We start from the raw sequence: 21558 nt of genomic DNA on the forward strand, positions 1-21558 counted from the left end.
TTAAAAAAGCATTCCCTAATTGAGTAGATTAGGGAATACTTAAACAAAACTCAAAACAAATAACTGCTTTTTACTTTAATACAAATCCCATGTCATCCATAAGGATTGTATTTCCTCCAAAATTACCCGATTCCTGAAGTGTCAGCTGATCGAAAGTAGTTGGATTTCCAATATCTGAAAACGGAATTTCAATTGTAGTCCAATTTGGAGTTATTGTCTTTTTAATTTGATAAGCCCAGCCACCAAAAACAAATACTACGCTTGCTGCTGTATTTGTCGATGCCGATTTCACTTTTACTCTAAATGCTTTATATTTTGAAATATTTCTAGAATTAAATTTCATATCAGCGCCATTCCATCCTCCAAAAACAAATTTAATTGAAGATTTACCCTGCACTTTATCATCTTTAAATTCTGTATCAAAAACATCAGCACCGTTCCACATCCAATGTCCTGCATCACCTTGCAAAGCATCATCATATAACGCAGAACCAATCGCTTCTTCAGAAACAGTAGAACCAGAAATATTTGTTACCGTAACATATTTATCTGTTGCATTGGCTGGCATTTTAAATTTGATCTCAGTCAATGTTGAAGAAATCACAGGCACATCTGCTGTTCCTACTTTTACCGTTGGATTCAAGAAATAATCACCATAAACTGTTACAATTTCACCTTCAGCAGCATTAATAGAATTATAGCTCTCTAATTTTGGTGTTGGCGGCGCAATCACAAAGTCATACAAAACTGTTCCCGTTTTTGTAACCAATTTTAATTTATTGCTTGAATTTGCATATGGTGTTTTTTCGTCAATTAAAACAAAAATTGCAGAATCCGTAACCATTGTCGGGTTGAAATAAGTATCAAAATCATTAAAATAGATTTTTGTTACATTAGCAAGACCTGATCCCTGAATGATATAGTAATTTTTAGGATCTCCAACCTTAACCGGCACCAAATCACCTTCAACAGATTTTGCAACACTTGTGATTACAGGCGTTCCTCCAGAACCTCCTGCATCTTCATTATTATCGCATGAAGACAACAATCCTAGCACCATAAATGCCATCGTAAAAAACGGCAAAAGGTATTTTATTTTTATATTTTTCATAATGGTCAAATTTTAGTAATTATTTAAAAGTATACGGAACTGGCGCTTGCAACAACTTAGGGTTTTTAGCCACCTCATTATCCGGATAATCCATATAGAAATCATTTGTTGCGTGATCTTGACTGTACACCGGCGTGTAATGACGTTCAGCATATCTGTCACCTCTGTTTTGAGCCGTCATAATTGCGATTGCTTTATTTTTATCAATACGTCCTAAATCAAACCAATAATCTCCTTCAAAACACAATTCTTTTCTTCTTTCTAAAAAGATATCATCAAAAGTAATTGAAGTTAAATTAGCCAAACCAGCTCTTCTTCTAACCTGATTGATTGAGTTTAAGGCACTCGCATCAGTTGTACTTGCATTTGCTCCTAAAACCGCTTCAGCATGAATCAACAACAACTCTGCATAACGCATAACATAAGTATTATTATCCATCATTGCCCATGCATCGGCTTGACCTGTAGCACTTCCGTTTACAACACCAATACAATATTTTTTAATTGCACCTCCAGAAGCCTGAGCCAAATCTTTACCAGTTGGAACAGTAAAACCAATTCCTTGTGTTGTTTTGATAGTTGGATAACTATCTCCTGCAACCATTACAGTTTCATGTTTTCTTAAATCACCCGCTCCATACAAAGAAAGAATCACCTCTTGACTTGGTCCAAAAACCCCTGCGTAAGATGCATTTGAAGTTGATAATGTACCATCCTGGAATCCAAATTGCGTGTTACAGTTATTTGCTGAACCGTAAGCTCCGTCACCTTTCCATTGAATCGCAAAAATAGATTCTTCATTATTATTGTTTGGATAAGTAAACAAATCTGCAAAACTTTTTCCTGGCAATTGATCACCTCCTAAAAGTTTAAATTCACCACTGCTGATAACCGCTTCTGCCATTGCTTTTGCATTTGCATAGTCCTTTTGATATAAATACACTTTTGCCAACATAGCTCTTGCAGAACCTTTAGAAACGTGTCCATTGCTTGCGTAATTTGTCCCTCTTGTTTTAGTAGCCAATAATTCAATTGCTTTTAAATAATCCATTGTGATTAATTTATAAATATCTGCAACTGTATTTGTGTTTACATAAGGATTGCTCGTGTAATCAAGCGGGTTTTCGATAATTGGAACTGGCCCCCAAAGTCTTACCAAGTCAAAATAAGCAGTTGCTCTCATAAAATAAGCCTCACCTATTGCGTTGTCTAAAACAGCTTTATCAACGTCTGGACCTACTCGCGCAGCCAAAAAGTTAATAATCATATTAGACTGCTGCACATTTGCCCATAATGATGACCAACCGTTTACTAATTCCGGATCACTTCCATTTAATGCAAATGTTCTTAATCCGCTTACATCTGGAGAACCTGAATACATATTTCCTGAACCTACTTCAAGCGCCCACCAAAATTTATTATACATCTGAAACCAAGTTCTGCTATACATACCATTTGTAGCCGATGAAACCTGGTCGTTTGTGCTGTAATAAGAATCCAAACTTATTCCATCCTCCGAAGGCCTGTCCGTAAAATCATCTGAACATGATGCAAAAGTCAGAAACGCTGCTGCTATAAAAAGCAAACTATATCTATTTAAAAAAGATTTCTTTTTCATTTTTTTTAATTTTTAAAATTCTAAGTTAAGACCAACTAAAAATGTTCTTGCTACCGGATATCTTCCGTTGTCAATTCCTGATAAAAGCACATTTTGATTAAATGAGCCAATCTCTGGATCGTAACCTGAATAATTAGTAAACGTGTATAAATTTTGAGCAGATCCGTACAATCTTAATCTTGAAATTTTATATTTTGAAAGAACATCCTGTGGCAATGAATATCCTAACGTAACGTTTTGAATTCTCAAATAAGAACCATCCTCAACATAACGATCAGAAATAAGCAAGTTGTTATTTGCTGAATCCGCAATTGGTCTTGGATTATTACTTGCTGTATTTGTAGAAGAATAATAATCCATCGCATCTACTAATTGATTGTCATATAACGAAGCATTCGTTGTACCCGCTCTTTTCGTCAAGTTCATAACATCATTTCCGTAAGATCCCTGAAGAAAAATTGAAAGATCTACGTTTTTGTATCTGAAATTATTTGTAAAACCGTAAGTGAATTTTGGATGCGGATTTCCGATGAATGTTTTATCAGCAGCATCAATTTTTCCATCACCATTTACGTCAACATATTTAACATCACCAAGTGCCGTTTCTCCAGCTCCAGTTCCAACAGGCTGACCAAATTGAATCGGCGCGCTATTCAAAACTGCCTGATCTTTAAAAAGTCCGTCTGTTTTATATCCGTAGAACAAACCAATTGGATTTCCAATAGTAGTATTAGTAACTACAACTGGTTGATATCCATTAGTATTTACTTCCTGAGTCAAAACGATTCCGTTTGCAATTTCATCCAAATTATTTTTGTAATGAGAAACAACTGCTGAAGCATTCCAATTGAAATTTCCTGCAGATCTCATATCATAACCGAGAGTCAAGTCGAAACCTTTATTGCTCATTGTACCTAAATTAGAATAAGGTGCAGAAACTCCTCCATATTGACCCCCGCCACCTGTTAAATAAAGAGGCAATGGAACCTGAAATAAGAAACCTTCTGATTTTTTGTCGTAAACATCAAAACTTGCAGAAAGCTTGCTGTCAAACATTGTAAAATCAATACCAATATTAGTCTGATTTAATGATTCCCAAACTAAATCTGGATTTGGATAATTTGATGGAAGAAATCCGCTTCCTAAACCAGAATTTTGTGTTCCTAACATTGCAGAATAGCTGTTGTTTGGAATTTGCTGATTTCCAGTTTCTCCGTAACCCACTCTAATTTTAATATTATCTACATATTTGCGTGTTCCTTCCATGAAAGATTCATTAGATAATCTCCAAGAACCAGAAATCGCGTTGAAAACACCTTTTTGATTGTTTGTAGTTGGATCAAATTTAGAAGAAACGTCTTGTCTGATCGAAGCTGTAATACTGTATTTATCATTGAAATCATAAATAATACGAGCAAAAAGAGACGATAATGATGCGCTTCCTTTATATTGTGTTACTGTATTATTATCAACATCAGCTAAGTTAATAGTATGAATGGAATTTGTTTTAAAACCTTGTGCTGAAGCAATTAAACCCTCCCAGTGTGAATCATTAGCTTCCTGACCTGCCAAAACTGTAAATTTATGTTTCCCGATAGTTTTATCGTAAGTCAATAAATTTTTGATGTTTGTAGAATACCAATTTTGTCTTCTTACATCAAGATCGGCAAGCAAGTTTGTCTGGCTTCCCCATTTATAAGATGGTCTAAAATCATCATTTTCAGAAAATTCAGTGTTTGCTGCAATTTCTAAACGGTATTTTAAACCTTTCACAATTTCAGCTTCAGCGTAAACATTTCCTAAGAAATTCTTTCTAACCAATTTATTATCTCTGGTTAAAGCCTCAGCAACTGGATTATAATAGGTTACACTTTGTTCAGATGATGGTGGTCCTGCAAAAGTTCCATCTGTATTTCTAACAGGAATATCTGGAGACTGTAATAAAGTATTAGAAATCAATCCAGAGAAACTTTGATTAACAGTAATTCTTTCATTTGTAATACCTCCTGTAAGATTACCTCCCACTCTTAACCAAGATTTAATTTTAGAATCTAAGTTCAATCTAACTGTATATCTTTTTAATCCAGAGTTAATGATTGTTCCTTCATTATCTAAATAACTTCCCGACAAATAATAGCTTGTTCCGTCTTTTGCTCCAGAAAATGACAATTGATGACTATTAGAAATTGCTGTTCTGTATACCTCATCTTGCCAGTTAGTTCCTGGTCCTAATAATTCTGGATGTGCAAATTCCTGACGTGTTTGAAAACCCCATAATTTAGCCAAATTAGTTTTTAACGTTGCGTATTCTGGCAAAGTCAAAACATCCAATTTATTAGTTACAGAAGCAAACGAAGTATAGTTTTCATAAGATACTTTTCCAGTTCCTTTTTTACCTTGTTTCGTTGTAATTATGATTACACCATTTGCACCTCTAGAACCATAAATTGCTGTTGCAGAAGCATCTTTTAAGATATCCATAGATTCAATATCATTTGGATTGATCATAGAAAGTGGACTCATTGCATTATTTCCGCTTCCTCCTGAAGAAGAAAAACCATCTTTTCCAGCCAAAGTTTGCCCACTTGTCGATTTACCAGTTGCATCTCCAGAGATTGGCACACCGTCAATTACATACAAAGGCTCGTTAGTTCCTGTGATCGAAGTCGTACCACGAACTCTTACAGAAGCCGCACCTCCCGGCTGTCCCGAGTTGTTTGTTACTGAAACCCCCGCTGCTTTACCCTGAAGCATTTGATCAATAGAAACTTGCTTTAAATTTTCAATATCTGTTGATTTTACTGAAGATATTGCACCGTTTACGTCTTTCTTTTTCTGAGTTCCGTAACCAATTACAACTACCTCTTTTAAGTCTTCAGAACTTGATTGCAGTGAAACATTAATCTTTGTTCTACCTCCAATGGCTATTTTTTGAGAATCAAATCCAATAAATGAAACTAATAAAGTCCCGTTTGAAGGAGCGTCAATCGTATATTTACCGTCAAAATCAGTCGAAGCTGTAGTTTTTGTACCAACAACAGAAATGTTGGCTCCAGGAATTGTCATTCCTTTATCATCAGAAACTACTCCTGATATTTTAACCTGAGCAGTAATAAAATTACTCAGCAACAAGAATAAAATCAAAGGAACTGCTCTGTGGTTAGCATTCCAATGAATAAAGTTAGTCATTAGTTTTTTCATAATAAGTGTTTGGTTAGTTTAAATTTGTTTTACTCATAATTAAGTAATAAAAAAGGGTGTGATTTATTTTCTAAATTATGTAACAAATCTATAACAGAACAAAACATCAAATCGATAGTATTATATCATTTAATGATAATATTTTTACTATATCAGTTTAAAAAAACACATATAAAAATAAAACCAGACATTAATTGCGTTTTTCGCAATAGCACCTCTTAAATCACTACTTCTTATAAATAAAAATGAACGAATCTGCAAAAAGCAAACGATTTCGTTAAAAATAATATTTGTTTGTGAAAAAAAAGTATCACTATAAAATGCGCTTTAATCCAGAAAAATCTTCTCTATATTGGCTAGGCGTGCAGTTTTTAGTAGCTTTAAAACTACGGTTAAAATTGGCAATATTATTAAAACCCGATTTAAAAGCCACTTCTGAAACACTCATATCTTTTTCAACAAGCCATCGAGCGGCGTATCCAATTCGGATATCATTAATATAATTAACAAAAGTTTTTCCGGTGCGTTTTTTAATAAATCGGTTGAATGAAATGATTGACATGCTTGCCACATTTGCAGCATCTTCTAAAGTAATTTTATCAGCAAAATTTTTCTGAACATATTCATAAACCAACTTCATTTTATCATAATCATCAAACGTATCATAATCTACCGTATAAGTAGAAAGCAAACGCTGATTTCTGGAATTGGCAAGATCATATAATAAGGAAGTGATTTCCAAAAAATAGTCCATACCATCTAATTTAGAAAGCCTTACAAGCCTCGGCGTTAATTCTTCGGCTACTTTTTTAGAAAACAAAATTCCATGAATCGAACGATTAAACATATCCCGAATCGGATTCATAATTCGTCTTGACAACAAAGATTCATGAAATAAATCATTATGAAACTGAATTGTAATTTCATGTATTTTTTTGCTGGTACATTTATTCAATTCCCAGCCATGATATAAATTCGGCCCAATCAAAACCAATTCAACATTGTCGATTTCTTCAATATTATCACCAACAACGCGCTTCACTCCTTTTCCGTTTAAAATAAAATTAATCTCGAATTCCGGGTGATAATGAACCGGGAAATCAAAACTATCTTTAACTCGGTCAAAAACCAAAAAACTGTCTCCAGCAGACAGCGGCGCTATTTCTCTGTAAAAATTTTTAGTACTGCTCATATCTATATAAAGCTATTTTATGAAGTAATTAGATCTTTTTCGATTGCAATAATATGATATATAATTGATAAAATAATATTAATTATACGATAAACATCCAATTATCTTTGAAAAATAGAATTATCAATTTTATAAAAAGGTTATTAATAATAAACATTAATCGTTTTTAATAGAATATCTTTTTAAAGTTTTAATAATTTTATCTGAAAAAAAATACTGAATCGTCGATTGAAAATTGAAGCACAAAAATCACATTCTCAATCTCTGAATTTGTGGATATTACATCCAAAAACACTATTAAACCAGAATGAAAAAAAACATATTTACCTTAATTATTGCAGTATTTATAGGAACTTCATGTTCTTCAAAAACTATTGTCAGTAATACTAATTTGTCACTTTCAGATAAAAAAGCGACACCTGAAACCGTTTCGCTGTATAAAAAATTAAATCAATTAACTCAAAAAGGATATCTTTTTGGGCATCAGGATGACCTTGCATATGGCGTAAAATGGAAGTATGAAAACGGCCGAAGCGATGTAAAAGAAACCGCAGGAGATTATCCCGCAGTTTACGGCTGGGATATTGCAGGTTTAGAAAAAGACGATTCCAAAAATATTGACGGAGTTCCTTTTGACAAAATGAAACAATATATCAAAGAAGCCAATGAAAGAGGCGGAATTTCAACTATCAGCTGGCACTTTGATAATCCTGCAACTGGGAAAAATGCTTGGGACAATACCCCAAATTCCCTAAAAACAGTTTTGCCTGGCGGCGAAAACCATAAAAAATTTACTTCTTGGCTTGATAAAGCTGCTGGTTTCTTTTTGTCTTTAAAAGATAAAAAAGGAAAAAACATTCCGATTCTTTTCAGACCTTATCATGAACTTACCGGAGGCTGGTTTTGGTGGGGGAAAGGAAATTGTACACCCGAAGAATTTAAAACTTTATGGAAATTCACCTTCGAATATCTACAGAAAAAAGGTGTTCACAATTTAATTTATATCTACAACACTAGCAGTTTTGGCACTAAAGAAGACTTTTTAACCAATTATCCTGGAGATAATTACGCTGATATTTTAAGTTTTGACAGTTATCAGAATAATGATGATAAAGACGGCAAAAAATTCATTGAAGAAGTTCAGAAACAGCTTAAAATTGTCAACGAAATTGGTCTTGAAAAACATAAATTAATTGCCGTTGCCGAAGCAGGTTACGAAGCAATTCCGGATCCTAAGTGGTGGACAGGAACTCTAAACAAAGCAATTGGTGATTACAAAATATCCTATGTCTTATTGTGGAGAAACCACGGCTGGCAGGAAAAAGAACAAAAAATGCATTATTACGCACCATTTCCTGGACAAGTTAGCGAAAAAGATTTTGTAGATTTTTACAACCTAGGCAAAACGCTTTTTGAAAAAGATATTCAGAAAGCCTTAAAATAACAACCAAATCTAACTTACAACCTTTAAAAAGTATTCAATGCACGACAAAATTAATTTAAAAGAAAAAATCGGTTACGGTCTCGGAGACGCTGCATCATCCATGTTCTGGAAAATTTTCAGTATGTATCTTCTCTTTTTCTATACTGATGTTTTCGGAATAGCCCCTGCTGTCGTAGGAACCATGTTTCTAATTACCAGAATCTGGGATTCTTGTTTTGATCCAATTGTGGGAATCATTGCCGATAGAACAAAAACAAAATGGGGAAAATTCAGACCTTATTTATTATGGGTTGCCGTGCCTTTTGCCGTAATTGGAGTTCTAACTTTTTACACGCCCGATTTTGATGAAAAAGGAAAAATTATATATGCTTATGTAACATATTCACTAATGATGATGATTTATTCGTTAATCAACGTTCCGTATGCTTCACTTTTAGGCGTAATGTCATCGGATCGAAAAGAAAGGAACACATTGTCTTCATACCGAATGGTTTTCGCTTTCGGAGGAAGTCTTTTGGCGCTTTGGTTAATTGAACCTTTAGTAAATTACTTTGGTGGAAGCCTTAATTCTAAAACGGGCTGGCTAGCAACAATCGCTGTTTTTGGTGTTATTACAACTGCATTTTTCTGGGCTTGTTTTCTTTTTACCAAAGAAAGAGTTAAACCTATAGAAAATGAGCAATCTAACTTAAAAGAAGATTTAAAAGATTTGCTTAAAAACAAACCTTGGTGGATTTTATTAGGAGCCGGAATTGGTACTTTGGTTTTTAACTCCATTAGAGATGGTGCTGCTGTTTATTACTTTAAATATTATGTAAGCAGTTCTGTTAACTTCGATTTTTCACTTTTTGGAACTCATTTTCATATGGCGCCAACTTCAATTTATCTAGTGCTGGGTCAGGCCGCAAATATTATTGGAGTTATACTGGCAACACCAATTGCGAATAAAATTGGCAAGAAAAAAACCTTTTTTGGTGCCATGGCAATCGCCTCAGTATTGAGCTTAATTTTCTATTTCTTCGGAAAAGAAGACATTTTCCTAATCATGACTTTCCAAATTTTAATCAGCATTTGTGCAGGCTGTATTTTCCCGTTAATCTGGTCAATGTATGCTGACAGCGCCGATTATTCAGAATGGAAACAAGGACGCCGTGCAACCGGTTTGGTTTTCTCCGCTTCATCAATGTCACAAAAATTTGGATGGACAATTGGTGGCGCGGGCGCTGGATGGCTTTTGGGTTATTATGGTTTTAAAGCCAATGTTGAACAAACAGCCACCGCACAACACGGAATTCAATTAATGTTAAGCATACTTCCTGCAATCGCAGCCGCAATATCAGTCGCTTTTATTTTATTCTATCCTTTATCTGAAGAAAAACTGCAAACGATAGAACAAGATTTAAACGAAAAAAGAGACCAAAAACTATAAAAATAAATCAGATACAGAAATAAAAATATATGACAACAATAAAATCTTCAGCTATTTTTCAGGACCGAAAAGCAGCATTAGAAAAAGAACATAAAGCACTTGTGGAGCAAAAAAATGCTCCCGAAGAAAATGCTGGAAACGGAATTTATCAGCGTTATAAAAATCCTGTTGTTACCGCAGCTCACGTGCCATTAAACTGGCGTTTTGACTTAAACGAAAAAACAAATCCGTTTTTGCAGGAAAGAATCGGAATGAACGCCGCCTTTAACGCCGGCGCAATGAAATGGAATGGGAAATATTTACTTGCCGTTCGTGTGGAAGGAATTGACAGAAAATCATTTTTTGCTATTGCGGAAAGTCCTAATGGTGTTGATAATTTTAAGTTTTGGGAAAAACCATGCGTAATTCCGCAAACCGAAGAACCTGACACAAACGTTTATGATATGCGTTTAATCAACCACGAAGACGGCTGGGTTTACGGTATTTTTTGTACCGAAAGAAAAGATCCAAAAGCACCAAAAGGAGACACAAGTTCGGCTGTAGCCAATGCAGGAATTGTGCGTTCTAAGGATTTAATAAATTGGGAAAGACTTCCGGATTTAATTTCAAATACAGGACAACAGCGAAATGTCGTTTTGCATCCAGAATTTGTTAACGGGAAATACGCTTTATATACACGTCCGCAAGATGGTTTTATCGATGTTGGTGCTGGAGGCGGAATTGGCTTAGGCTATGTTGAAGACATGAAAAACCCAATTGTAAAAGAGGAAAAAATCATTTTCGGAAAACAATATCACACTATTTATGAGCTAAAAAATGGTCTGGGCCCTGCTCCAATTAAAACAGAAAAAGGCTGGCTACATTTGGCACACGGTGTTCGTAATACCGCTGCAGGTTTGCGTTACACCTTATATATGTTCATGACGGATTTGAATGATATTTCAAAAGTTACGTACGTTCCTGCCGGACATTTCATGGGACCTGAAGGAATTGAAAGAGTTGGCGATGTATCAAATGTATTATTTTCAAACGGTTGGATTGAAGATGCTGACGGAACGGTTTATGTCTATTATGCATCATCAGATACGAGAATGCATGTTGCAGTTTCATCTATAGCAAAACTTGTTGATTATGTTACCAATACTCCCGCTGATACTTTTATTTCTGCAGGTTCTGTAGAAACAATTATCAGCCAAATTGAAAAAAATAACGCAATATAATTCATCGTGTCAGCAAAACTAAAACAGTTTAAATCTGAATTAACCGCAGAACTGGATTCCATTTTAAAATATTGGTCAAAACACACAATTGACAATCAAAATGGCGGTTTTATTGGTCAGATTGATTTTGAAGAACACATTATCGCCAATACCGAAAAAGGTGCAGTTTTAAACGCCCGAATATTATGGTCTTTTTCGGCAAGTTATCAGGTTACCCAAAAAGAAGAGCATAAACAATTGGCCAAAAGAGCATTTGAGTTTCTTTCAAAATATTTTTATGATTCAGAATTTGGCGGATTATTTTGGAGTATAAATGTGGACAAAACTCCAAAAGACACTAAAAATCAGATTTACGCTCTAGCTTTTGCGATTTATGGATTATCTGAATATTATGCTATTTCTAAAGAGGAAAAAGCTTTAGAAATAGCCATCAATTTATATTTAAAAATTCAGGAACATAGTTTTGATCCTGAAAACAAAGGCTATTTTGAGGCATTAACCCGCGATTGGCAACCTATTGACGATTTGCGTTTAAGTGACAAAGATGCCAACGAAAAAAAAACCATGAACACACATTTGCATATTGTCGAAGCATATGCAAATTTATTTAAAGTGTGGAAAGACAAAGCTCTTCAAAATGATATTATTGGATTACTTGAAACCATTCACAGGCATTTCATCAATACTGAAAGTGGGCATTTGCGCTTGTTTTTTGACGAAAATTGGATTGAAAAACCAGATGTGATTTCATACGGCCATGATATCGAAGCAGCTTGGCTTTTATTACAATGTGCTGAAATTTCAGAAGATAGAAGTTTGATTTCGCGTTATCAAAAACACGCTGTTTTAATGGCCGAAGTTACGAAAGAAGGTCTTGATACTGATGGTGGGTTATGGTACGAACTCGATCCAAAAAATAACGAGTTGGTTGCCGAAAAACATTGGTGGGTTCAAGCCGAAGCTTTAATTGGTTTTTATAATGCTTACCAATTAACGGGTGACGAAAACTATTTAGACATTGTTTTTAAAAATTGGGATTTCATCAAAAAATATATTCTCGACACACAAAACGGCGAATGGTTCTGGGGAATTTATCGCGATTATTCTCTGATAGAAAAAGACAAAGCGGGTTTCTGGAAATGCCCGTATCATAACAGCAGAGCGTGTTTAGAACTTATTCAGAGAATAAAAGACTAACATTTTACTTTTAAATTAAGCTTTTTAAATAAATTCAAAATGAAAAATACTTTTCTGCACATTCTTTTTTTAAGCTTACCTTTTTTAGCTCTTTCCGGATGTTCATCAAATGATGATTCAGATTCGCCAGTTATAGTTGATCCGCCAGTTGTAGTCGATACTGATCCGCTAACGACTGCAAATGCTTCGACTTATTTAGTCGATGCCAATGCAACAAAAGAAACGGTTGCTTTATTTTATAATTTGAAAAAATTAGCCAAAACTAAAACTGCAATTGGTCAACAAGACGCTTTTAATAGTTTTTATCAAGATGCGGGAGGCGATTCTGATATTAAAAAAAACACAGGTTTTGATCCTGCAATTTTAGGTTCAGATTTTATGTTTATTACCGATAAAAATAATGATGGTCAAGCAAGTAATTGGTTTTATCAGCAAGAACAAAAAATTGTTTCTGATGCAAAAGCCGCTTACGCGAAAGGTGCGATAAATACTTTTTGCTGGCATTTGAGAGAACCAAATAAAGAGGAATCTTTTTATGCTGCCGATTTAACATCGGAACAAAAAGCCGCGGCTTTTAAAAGCATTTTACCGGGCGGAGCAAATAATGAATGGTACAAGAAAAAACTAGATAAAGTTGCTAGTGTAGTTTCGAATTTAAAAGGAACAAATGGCGAATTGATTCCGATAATCTTCAGACCTTTTCATGAATTTGACGGAAGCTGGTTTTGGTGGGGAGCCAATTTTTCTACTGCCGACGAATATAAAAAAGCGTATCAATTCACTGTTGATTATTTAAAGAATACTAAAGGCGTCCACAACATTTTATATGCTTTTTCTCCTGATAATTCATATACAGCTCAAGCTGATTATTTGAGCCGTTATCCTGGAGATAATTATGTGGATATTATTGGAATGGACAATTACGGCGATTTTAATAATCAAGGACAAACTGGAGCTGACAGAGCAAACAGTAAACTAAAAATCCTTTCTGATTATGCTAAAACTAAAGTAAAAATTGCTGCTTTAACCGAAACTGGCTTTCGCGTAACAAGCTCAACGCCTGCAATTACCGATTGGTTTTCGACTTTACTTTATAGTTCTCTAACTAAAAATGACATCCAAATAAGCTATGTAATGTTTTGGAACAACAATAAAGACGGATATTATGTTCCGAATGGTTCTGTTTCGAATACTACTGATTTTAAAAATTATAGTGCAAAAACAAAATCGGCGTTGGTGAATTCTTTACCGAAAATGTATGAATTGCCGAAATAACACAAAGTTTGTCATTCCGAGGAACGAGGAATCTCCGCGAGTAACTCTGACCTGAAGATCACCAATCTTTGTCGAGCTTCTTGTGGAGATTCCTCGTTCCTCGGAATGACAAACTTTATGGAATTGGAATCTATAAAAAGAAAATTAAAAACCAATAACCATCTTAAAAACCGTAGACCCTAGCCCTGATAGAAGTGGAAATCCTTTTGTGCCGGGGTTCGGCACAAAAGATTGAAACGGATAGCAGGATTAGCTCCTAAAAAATATCATATGAAAAATAGATTTCTAAAAACCCTTTCTTTTGCAATAATATTCTCTGCAATCGTTTGTCAGGCGCAGGAAAGAATTACCGTAAAAGGAACGCAATTCTATAAAGGCGACAAGCCGTATTCTTACATTGGAACTAATTATTGGTACGGAAGTTTACTGGCTTCTAAAAAAATAGGCGATAGAAAAAGACTTTTGCGTGAACTTGATTTAATGCAAAAAAATGGCATTGACAATCTTCGAATTTTAGTTGGCGGAGACGGAGGAAAATACGATTTTACGGTTCGCCCCGCTTTGCAATACGAGCAAGGAAAATATGACGAAGATTTACTTGATGGATTAGATTTTTTGATGAATGAATTGCACAAACGCAAAATGTACGCCGTTTTATATTTAACAAACAACTGGGAATGGTCTGGCGGAATGTCACAATATTTGGAGTGGAACGGCAAAGGTTCAGTTCCGGTTCCGGGAATTGTACCAAATACGTGGCCGCAGTTTATGTCTTACACAGAAAAATTTCACAGTTGTGAGCCTTGTATGAAAGCTTTAGAAAATCATGTAAAATTTATTATGGGAAGAACAAATGCGTATTCTCATAAAAAATATACTGAAGATAATACGATTATGGCATGGCAAGTTGGGAATGAACCGAGAACTTTTACACCTGAAAACGAGACAAAATTTACGGTTTGGTTAAACAACATTGTCAATTTAATGGATAGTTTAGACAAAAATCACTTAATTTCAACAGGTTCTGAAGGATTGAACAGCTCGAATGATGATATCGGAATTTTTGAACGAACACATCAAAATCCGAATATTGATTATTTGACGATGCATATTTGGCCGAAAAACTGGGGTTGGTTTAAAGCGGATAATGCTGAAAAAACTTTACCTCCAACTTTAGAAAATGCTGGAAAATATATTGACAAACATGTGGCTGTAGCCAATCATTTAAAACGCCCTATTATCATTGAGGAATTTGGTTTAGGAAGAGAAAACGAAAGTTTATTACCAACTTCATCAGTAGCAAACAGAGATATTTTTTATAATTATATTTTTGGCCGAGTTGCTGAAAGTGTTAAAAATAACGGGCCATTGCAAGGAGCCAATTTCTGGGGATTTGGTGGTGAAGGAAAAGCCGTAAACGAATCTGGAAAATGGAATCCCGGAGATCCTTTAACTACTGATCCTCCTCAAGAACCGCAAGGTTTGAATTCGGTTTTTTCTTCGGATAAATCGACATTGGACATTGTAAAAAAATACAATTTAGAATTCAAGAAAATAAGATTATAATTCATCCCTATTTTCGTAGAGACGCAGAGCGGTGCGCCTCTACGAAATAATTGGTGTTTTATGTTTTTCAAAAAACATTTTACGCTAATATCTTTTCAATCGCATTCAGTTCGTCCTGAGTAAATTCAGTATTTTGCAGACAATCAATATTATTACATAATTGCTTTACAGAACTTGCGCCAATTAAAACAGATGTAATTCGTTTGTCTTTTTGCAGCCAAGCCAAAGCCATCTGTGCCAAAGATTGATTTCTATTTTGGGCAATTTCATTCAGCTGAATTAATTTCTGAATGCGTTCCTGCGTAACCTCATCTTCTTTCAAATGCCCGTTTGGATTATGCGCTCTTGAATTTTCCGGAATTCCGTTTAAATATTTATCTGTCAAAAGTCCTTGTGCCAAAGGTGAAAACGCAATACAGCCTACTCCTTTTTCTTCTAAAACATCCAATAAACCATCTTCAACCCAGCGTTGTAACATTGAATATTTAGCTTGGTGAATCAAACAGGGCGTTCCTAATTGTTTTAAAACATCAACCGCAACACGAGTCTGTTCCGCCGAGTAATTACTGATTCCCACATAAAGAGCTTTTCCGCTTCTAACGGCGAAATCCAAAGCCATCATCGTCTCTTCAATTGGCGTTTCAGGATCCGGACGATGCGAATAAAAAATATCGACATAATCGACTTTCATTCGTTTCAAACTCTGATCTAAACTTGACAATAAATATTTGCGAGAACCCCAATCGCCATAAGGTCCATCCCACATTGTGTAACCCGCTTTAGTAGAAATTATGATTTCATCACGCAGATTTCCCTGAAAATTATGCCACAAAATTTTACCAAAATTAGTTTCCGCAGAACCCGGAACAGGCCCGTAATTATTGGCTAAATCATAATGAGTAATTCCTTTATCAAAAGCTTCTACAGCAATACTTTCAGCATTATCAAAATTATCTACTGACCCGAAGTTATGCCATAATCCTAAGGAAATTTCAGGTAATAATAACCCGCTTTTTCCGCATCTGTTATATTTCATTATTTTAATTTAAGGTTGGAAGTTTAATAGGTTTTAAAAATACGAAAAACTCCCGCAGATTTTGCAGATTCAGGAGATAAAAAAATTTGTGAAATTTATGAGCGTAAAATTAAAAATCGCCACGAATTCACGAATTTTTAAATAATTCATTCGTGAATTCGTGGCGAAAAAAAACTTTGCGACTCTGCGCCTTTGCGACATTAAAACTTTTACTCTTTTATCTCAAAACCACTCTGTAACCCTTTATCAGAACTTCCTCCAACCATGATTTTAAAAGTTCCCGGTTCCACTAAATACTTTCCGTCATTATCATAAAAACCAAGTGCTGCATCCGTTAAAGTAAAATTTACAGTTTTCGTTTCACCTTTTTTCAAGTTTACCAATTCAAAACCTTTTAGTTCTTTTATCGGACGAACTATACTTGCAAATTCATCATGAATGTACAATTGTACAACTTCTTTTCCGTCATAATTTCCCGAATTTGTAACCTCAACACTTACCTGAACTTTTTCACCTTTTGCAAAAGCAGTTTTGTTCAATTTCAGGTTTTTATATTCGAAAGTTGTATAACTTAAACCAAAACCAAACGGAAACTGAGGTGTTTTCTCCACATCCATATAATGCGACCAGAAAACATTTTTATCGCTGTCTGTTGGTCTTCCTGTGCTGTATTTGTTGTAATAAATTGGAACCTGACCTACATTTCTTGGAAACGACATTGGCAATTTTCCACTTGGGTTATAATCTCCATACAAAACCTGTGCAACTGCATTTCCTGTCTGGCTTCCTAATTGCCAAGCCTCAACAATTGCGGGAACATTTTCAGCAGCCCAAGGAATACTCAAAGGACGACCGTTATTTAAAACCAAAACCACATTTGGATTCACTTTAAAAATTTCTTCCAATAATTCTTGTTGCAAACCAGGTAGATTCAAATCCGTTCTACTTCTTCCCTCGCCACTCTGGAAACCGTATTCGCCTAAAACCATTACTACAACATCTGCATTTTTTGCCGCTGTTTTCGCTGCTTCAAATCCGCTTTTATCTGTTGTATTGAAAACTGTTTCTGTTAAGAAAGTTGCTTTTTGTTTTAATAAATCAACACCTTTTTCAAAAACCAATTGATTGTCTTTGTATTGCTGCATTCCTTCTAAAACCGAAACCGCAGTATTATCATCAGCTGCAATTCTCCAACTTCCCAACGGACTGTTTTTATCATTTGCCAAAGCACCAATCAAAGCGATTTTTTGTCCTGATTTTTTTAGCGGAAGCAAATTCTTTTCATTCTTCAATAAAACAATTGATTTCTTCGCCATGTCCAAAACGCCGTCATTATTGGCTTTGCTTCCAACAACTTCTTTTTCACGTTTTTCATCGCAATATCTGTACGGATCATCAAATAATCCTAACTCAAATTTCACGCGTAAAATTCTTCTAACAGCATCATCAACCAAAGCTTCTTTTACTTTTCCTGACTTCACCAAATCAACCAATTTTGCCACATACAAATACGATTCCATATCCATATCAGAACCCGCAATTACCGCTTTTGCCGTTGCATCAGCTTCGTCTTTTGCATAACCGTGCGCAATCATTTCGCGGATTGACGCATAATCCGAAATTACAAATCCGTCAAACTTCCATTTTCCTTTTAAAATATCTCTTTGCAAGAATGCGTTTCCAGTTGCCGGAACACCGTTCAGCGTATAAAACGAATTCAAAAAAGTACGAACTCCCGCCTCAACCGTCGCTTCAAACGGTGGCAAAACCGAATTATACAATTTAGAATTACTGATATCTACAATATTATATTCCAACCCCGCTTCAACATAACCATACGCAGCAAAGTGTTTCGCACAAGCCGCAATCGTATTTACTTTGGCCAAATCAGCAACCGTTTCTCCCTGAAAACCTTTCACTCTCGCATAACCAATTTTACTTCCTAAATACGGATCTTCTCCTGCGCCTTCCATCACACGTCCCCAGCGCGCATCATTGGCAACATCTACATTTGGTCCAAATGTCCAATTAATTCCAGATGCCGAAGCTTCATCAGCCGCAATCGCCGCCGACTTTTTAATCGCTTCCAAATCCCAACTCGCTGCTTCTGCCAACGGAATCGGGCTTAACGTTTTATAACCATGAATTACATCAAAACCAATAATCAACGGAATTCCCAATCGGGTTTCTTCAACTGCAATTTTCTGAACAGCTCGAACTTCTTTCACACCGCGAACTGTCAACATTGAACCAACTAATCCTTTTCTTAAGTGCTCGTATTTTAATTCGGCAGTTCCGCCTTTTGGAGCGGGTCCTGTCACATCCCAAAAACCGTTATATTGGTTCATCTGTCCCACTTTTTCCTCCAAAGTCATCAATGGCAAAAGCAAATCAATTCTTTGCTCAATAGTTTTGTTTTTATCCAAATACGGCTTTTTTTGTGCATTCATATTTCCAACAGTAAACAGGGACAAAACCCCAATAATTATTATTTTTTTATTTTTCATAAGTGGTTCGGTTAGTTTCATAATATGGGCGTGTTCGCCGCGGCGAATCGGGCTATCCATTTCAAGTCCTCGCACTTCCTTCGTCAGGCTGTGGGCTTTCCACTTCTATCCCTCACGCGAACGGTTTCAAGAGACACAATCTTGTCATTTCGACTGAAAGGAGAAATCACACTCGGGATTCGACAAAGATTGGCGAAATACTAAGTGGAGTTTCTAGTGTGATTTCTCCTTTCAGTCGAAATGACAAAGACTAAAATCTAAAATTCTGTCGTAAAACAAGAAGCCGGCAAATTGGCCTTATTAAACAAATCTGACTGAATAGTATTTCCCCAAGCAAATCTCACTTTTACAGGTTGAGATACTTTTTTACTTGACAAAATCACCTGATTATTTTTTATAGAAGCCTCCGCAGGAAAGAAATTTCCATCGGCTCCGGCCAACTCAAATTGATTCGAAATTTTATTTTTGAAATACAAACCTTCAGCATAATCAAAAGAAACGGTGACTTTGTTTTTCTCGATTTTAATGTCTTTATAAAGCGGTCCGTTTACCAAATTTGAATTTAGTCCCGATACTTCGGGATATGTTTCGGCAAGAGCCAAATTAGCCAAACGAATTCCGACCGACTTTTTATTCTTCGGATGAATATCAATTGTATCTGAAATATCAGAAGTTAAAACCATTCCGGTTTTTGAGACTTCACTTAAAAGTTTTCGTTGTGAATTTCGAACCGTTACGTTCGAAAAATTATTGCTTCCGGTTTTATAAGGCGCAATTTGAACGTAGTAAAAAGGAAATTCGTCATTCCAGGCTTTTCGCCAAGAAGTAATTAACGCTCCCAATGTTTTATCATAAACTAAAGAGCCTACATTAGATTCTCCCTGATACCAAAGCGTTCCGGCAATTTTAAATCCGACAATCGGATAAATCATTGCGTTATAAGCACGCCCAGGTTGTCTTGGTCCGTATTCTTGTTCGTTTAGTTTTTTTGCATTTTCTAACAAAAGCGGGTCGTTGTTTACAACATCATCCGGCATCCAGATTTCGGCTGGAGTTCCGCCCCAATTGGACGAGATTAATCCGATTGGAACATTTTTCAAATCTTCGCGCAGGCGTTTGGCAAAGAAGTAGCCAATCGCGCTAAAGTATTTCATCGTTTCCGGAGTCGATTCTGTCCAATTTCCAAGTAAATTATTTTGTGGTGAAGTTGCTGTTAACTTTGGAACAGTAAAAAAACGAATATTCGGATTCGTTGCGTTTTTCATTTCTTCTTCTCCATTATCAATTCCCCAACTTACGGACATTTCCATATTCGATTGCCCGGAACAAACCCAGACTTCGCCAATCAGAATATTTTTCAAAACCACTTCATTATAACCTTTTATTGAAATCGTAAAAGGTCCGCCGGCTTCTGGAGTTTTAATCAATAATTCCCATTTCGCCTGATTGTTGGCAACGGTTTTATATTCCTGATTGTTCCAGCTTGAAACCAATTTGATTTCTTCTTTTGGATTTGCCCAACCCCAAATCTTAACTTCAGAGTTACGCTGTAAAACCATATTATCGCCAAAAATATTCGGAAGGGAAACGTTTGCCATCATTGTACTGGAAATCAACAAAAAGAAAACAAACTTAAATATATTATTTTTCATTTAGCAGCTTTTTTAAAAAAGGTCCGTATTGATCTGCCATCACTTTTTGGTCTGCAACATCCGGATGTCCTAAACAGCCATTCGGTTTCATTGGTTTGAATTTGAAAATCAAAATTGATTTGTGCGCTTTATCATTCGCGAAAGCGTTTTTAATTTTGTTCAGACAATCTTCAAAAACAATAGCTTTTTCGCCATTAACCATTGGACTGTTTGTAATTACAATCTGCGCTTTTGGATTATGCTCATAAAGCATTTTTATAAAATTTATGTAATTCGAAACATACTTTTCAGCATTAAACGGAAGGCGTTCTTTTTTTCCATCTCCGCCAGAAAAATCATTTGTTCCCAAAGCAATACTGATAATATTTGGCTGAAAAGCAAAATCATATTTAGGTTTCGAATTATCTTTTGTTAAATACAAATTCTGATACACATCCGGCATTATCGCTTCGTCTTTGTTTTCATCATTCCAGTTTCTGTACATCCCAATTCCTGATACAGAACTAGTCAAATAATCAACATCAATTGCTCTTGAAAGTATTGGGCCATAAGCATAATATCCGTTATGATGATCCATATATTCACCTTTATCACAATCAACAGAATCACTTGCAGCGGCACAGGTAATCGAATCGCCAATAAATTCGATTTTCTTTTTCTTTTTAGATGAAATTGTAGTCAGTTTTGCGGTAGTTCCTGCAAATAAAATGCCTCCGGTATGTGCTTCGGTATTTTTATAAATTTCTAATCTGTGTTCTTTTTTATTCGAAGTAATTTTGACTGGAAAAGACTGTATCGCCCCTTTTTCAATTTTAATTTTCCCAAGATATTTTCCATCTAAAACTAAAGCAACATAATTATGATGCTCATAAGAATCAATGCTTTGAAGTTTAATCGAGCATTCATTCCCAACAAAATTAAAAGAAACCGAAGAAGCCGTTCCAATCAAAACAACATTATCATTCTGAAGTTTTTCGATTCGGCCTTCGTATAAAAAAGTTTTATTTTGATTTTGGATTTGTGAAACGCAATCAGTTGCAACCAATAAAAACAAAATCAAAAAAGGTATTTTCTTGAAAAACATAAACTTATTTGTTAAAATATAAATAG

14 protein-coding genes are annotated in these 21558 nt (G+C 35.3%); 6 read left to right on the forward strand and 8 right to left on the reverse strand.

Features of this window, described 5'->3' with window-relative positions:
* Positions 1-70: 70 nt before the first annotated feature.
* The 4 genes from GQ47_RS09860 to GQ47_RS09875 all read right to left on the reverse strand — a co-directional run bounded on the left by GQ47_RS09860 (position 71) and on the right by GQ47_RS09875 (position 7122).
* A complete protein-coding gene (locus GQ47_RS09860; protein WP_035647774.1) occupies positions 71-1111 on the reverse strand; it encodes an IPT/TIG domain-containing protein in 1041 nt (346 codons plus the stop codon).
* A gap of 19 nt (positions 1112-1130) precedes the next feature.
* Positions 1131-2729, reverse strand: a complete 1599-nt coding sequence (locus tag GQ47_RS09865) for a RagB/SusD family nutrient uptake outer membrane protein (RefSeq protein WP_035647777.1) — start codon at positions 2727-2729, stop codon at positions 1131-1133.
* A 12-nt stretch (positions 2730-2741) separates the two neighbouring features.
* On the reverse strand, positions 2742-5930 hold the full coding sequence (locus tag GQ47_RS09870) for a SusC/RagA family TonB-linked outer membrane protein (RefSeq protein ID WP_051951465.1): 3189 nt from the start codon (positions 5928-5930) through the stop codon (positions 2742-2744).
* 313 nt (positions 5931-6243) lie between these two features.
* A complete protein-coding gene (locus GQ47_RS09875) occupies positions 6244-7122 on the reverse strand; it encodes an AraC family transcriptional regulator (protein WP_035647779.1) in 879 nt (292 codons plus the stop codon).
* 307 nt (positions 7123-7429) lie between these two features.
* Between GQ47_RS09875 and GQ47_RS09880 the strand changes: the two genes are divergently transcribed.
* The 6 genes from GQ47_RS09880 (at position 7430) to GQ47_RS09905 (ending at position 15253) form a co-directional block, all read left to right on the forward strand.
* Complete coding sequence (locus tag GQ47_RS09880; protein ID WP_035647782.1) at positions 7430-8566, forward strand: glycoside hydrolase family 26 protein; 1137 nt, start codon at positions 7430-7432, stop codon at positions 8564-8566.
* Between the two features lie 37 nt (positions 8567-8603).
* On the forward strand, positions 8604-9995 hold the full coding sequence (locus GQ47_RS09885) for an MFS transporter (RefSeq protein WP_035647784.1): 1392 nt from the start codon (positions 8604-8606) through the stop codon (positions 9993-9995).
* 29 nt (positions 9996-10024) lie between these two features.
* Positions 10025-11215, forward strand: coding sequence for a glycoside hydrolase family 130 protein (locus tag GQ47_RS09890; protein ID WP_035647786.1), 1191 nt, complete (start codon positions 10025-10027; stop codon positions 11213-11215).
* A gap of 6 nt (positions 11216-11221) precedes the next feature.
* Positions 11222-12412 (forward strand): AGE family epimerase/isomerase, encoded by a 1191-nt coding sequence (locus GQ47_RS09895; RefSeq protein WP_035647789.1) that lies wholly within the window; start codon positions 11222-11224, stop codon positions 12410-12412.
* Between the two features lie 39 nt (positions 12413-12451).
* Positions 12452-13687, forward strand: a complete 1236-nt coding sequence (locus GQ47_RS09900; protein ID WP_035647791.1) for a glycoside hydrolase family 26 protein — start codon at positions 12452-12454, stop codon at positions 13685-13687.
* A gap of 270 nt (positions 13688-13957) precedes the next feature.
* Positions 13958-15253, forward strand: a complete 1296-nt coding sequence (locus tag GQ47_RS09905; RefSeq protein WP_035648165.1) for a glycoside hydrolase 5 family protein — start codon at positions 13958-13960, stop codon at positions 15251-15253.
* A 79-nt stretch (positions 15254-15332) separates the two neighbouring features.
* On the opposite strand, the gene GQ47_RS09910 is transcribed toward GQ47_RS09905, so the two are convergent.
* The 4 genes from GQ47_RS09910 to GQ47_RS09925 all read right to left on the reverse strand — a co-directional run bounded on the left by GQ47_RS09910 (position 15333) and on the right by GQ47_RS09925 (position 21532).
* A complete protein-coding gene (locus GQ47_RS09910; protein WP_035647793.1) occupies positions 15333-16289 on the reverse strand; it encodes an aldo/keto reductase in 957 nt (318 codons plus the stop codon).
* Positions 16290-16498: 209 nt separating this feature from the next.
* A complete protein-coding gene (bglX, locus tag GQ47_RS09915) occupies positions 16499-18796 on the reverse strand; it encodes a beta-glucosidase BglX (protein WP_035648168.1) in 2298 nt (765 codons plus the stop codon).
* Positions 18797-19053: 257 nt separating this feature from the next.
* On the reverse strand, positions 19054-20448 hold the full coding sequence (locus tag GQ47_RS09920) for a sialate O-acetylesterase (protein ID WP_035647795.1): 1395 nt from the start codon (positions 20446-20448) through the stop codon (positions 19054-19056).
* Positions 20438-21532 carry an SGNH/GDSL hydrolase family protein gene (locus GQ47_RS09925; RefSeq protein ID WP_035647796.1) on the reverse strand — a complete coding sequence of 365 codons (1095 nt, stop codon included), beginning with the start codon at positions 21530-21532 and terminating at the stop codon, positions 20438-20440. Before GQ47_RS09925 ends, GQ47_RS09920 begins: the two co-directional genes overlap by 11 nt.
* Positions 21533-21558: the final 26 nt, after the last annotated feature.

The sequence above is a fragment of the Flavobacterium sp. ASV13 genome, from assembly GCF_000745775.1.
Lineage (GTDB): Bacteria > Bacteroidota > Bacteroidia > Flavobacteriales > Flavobacteriaceae > Flavobacterium.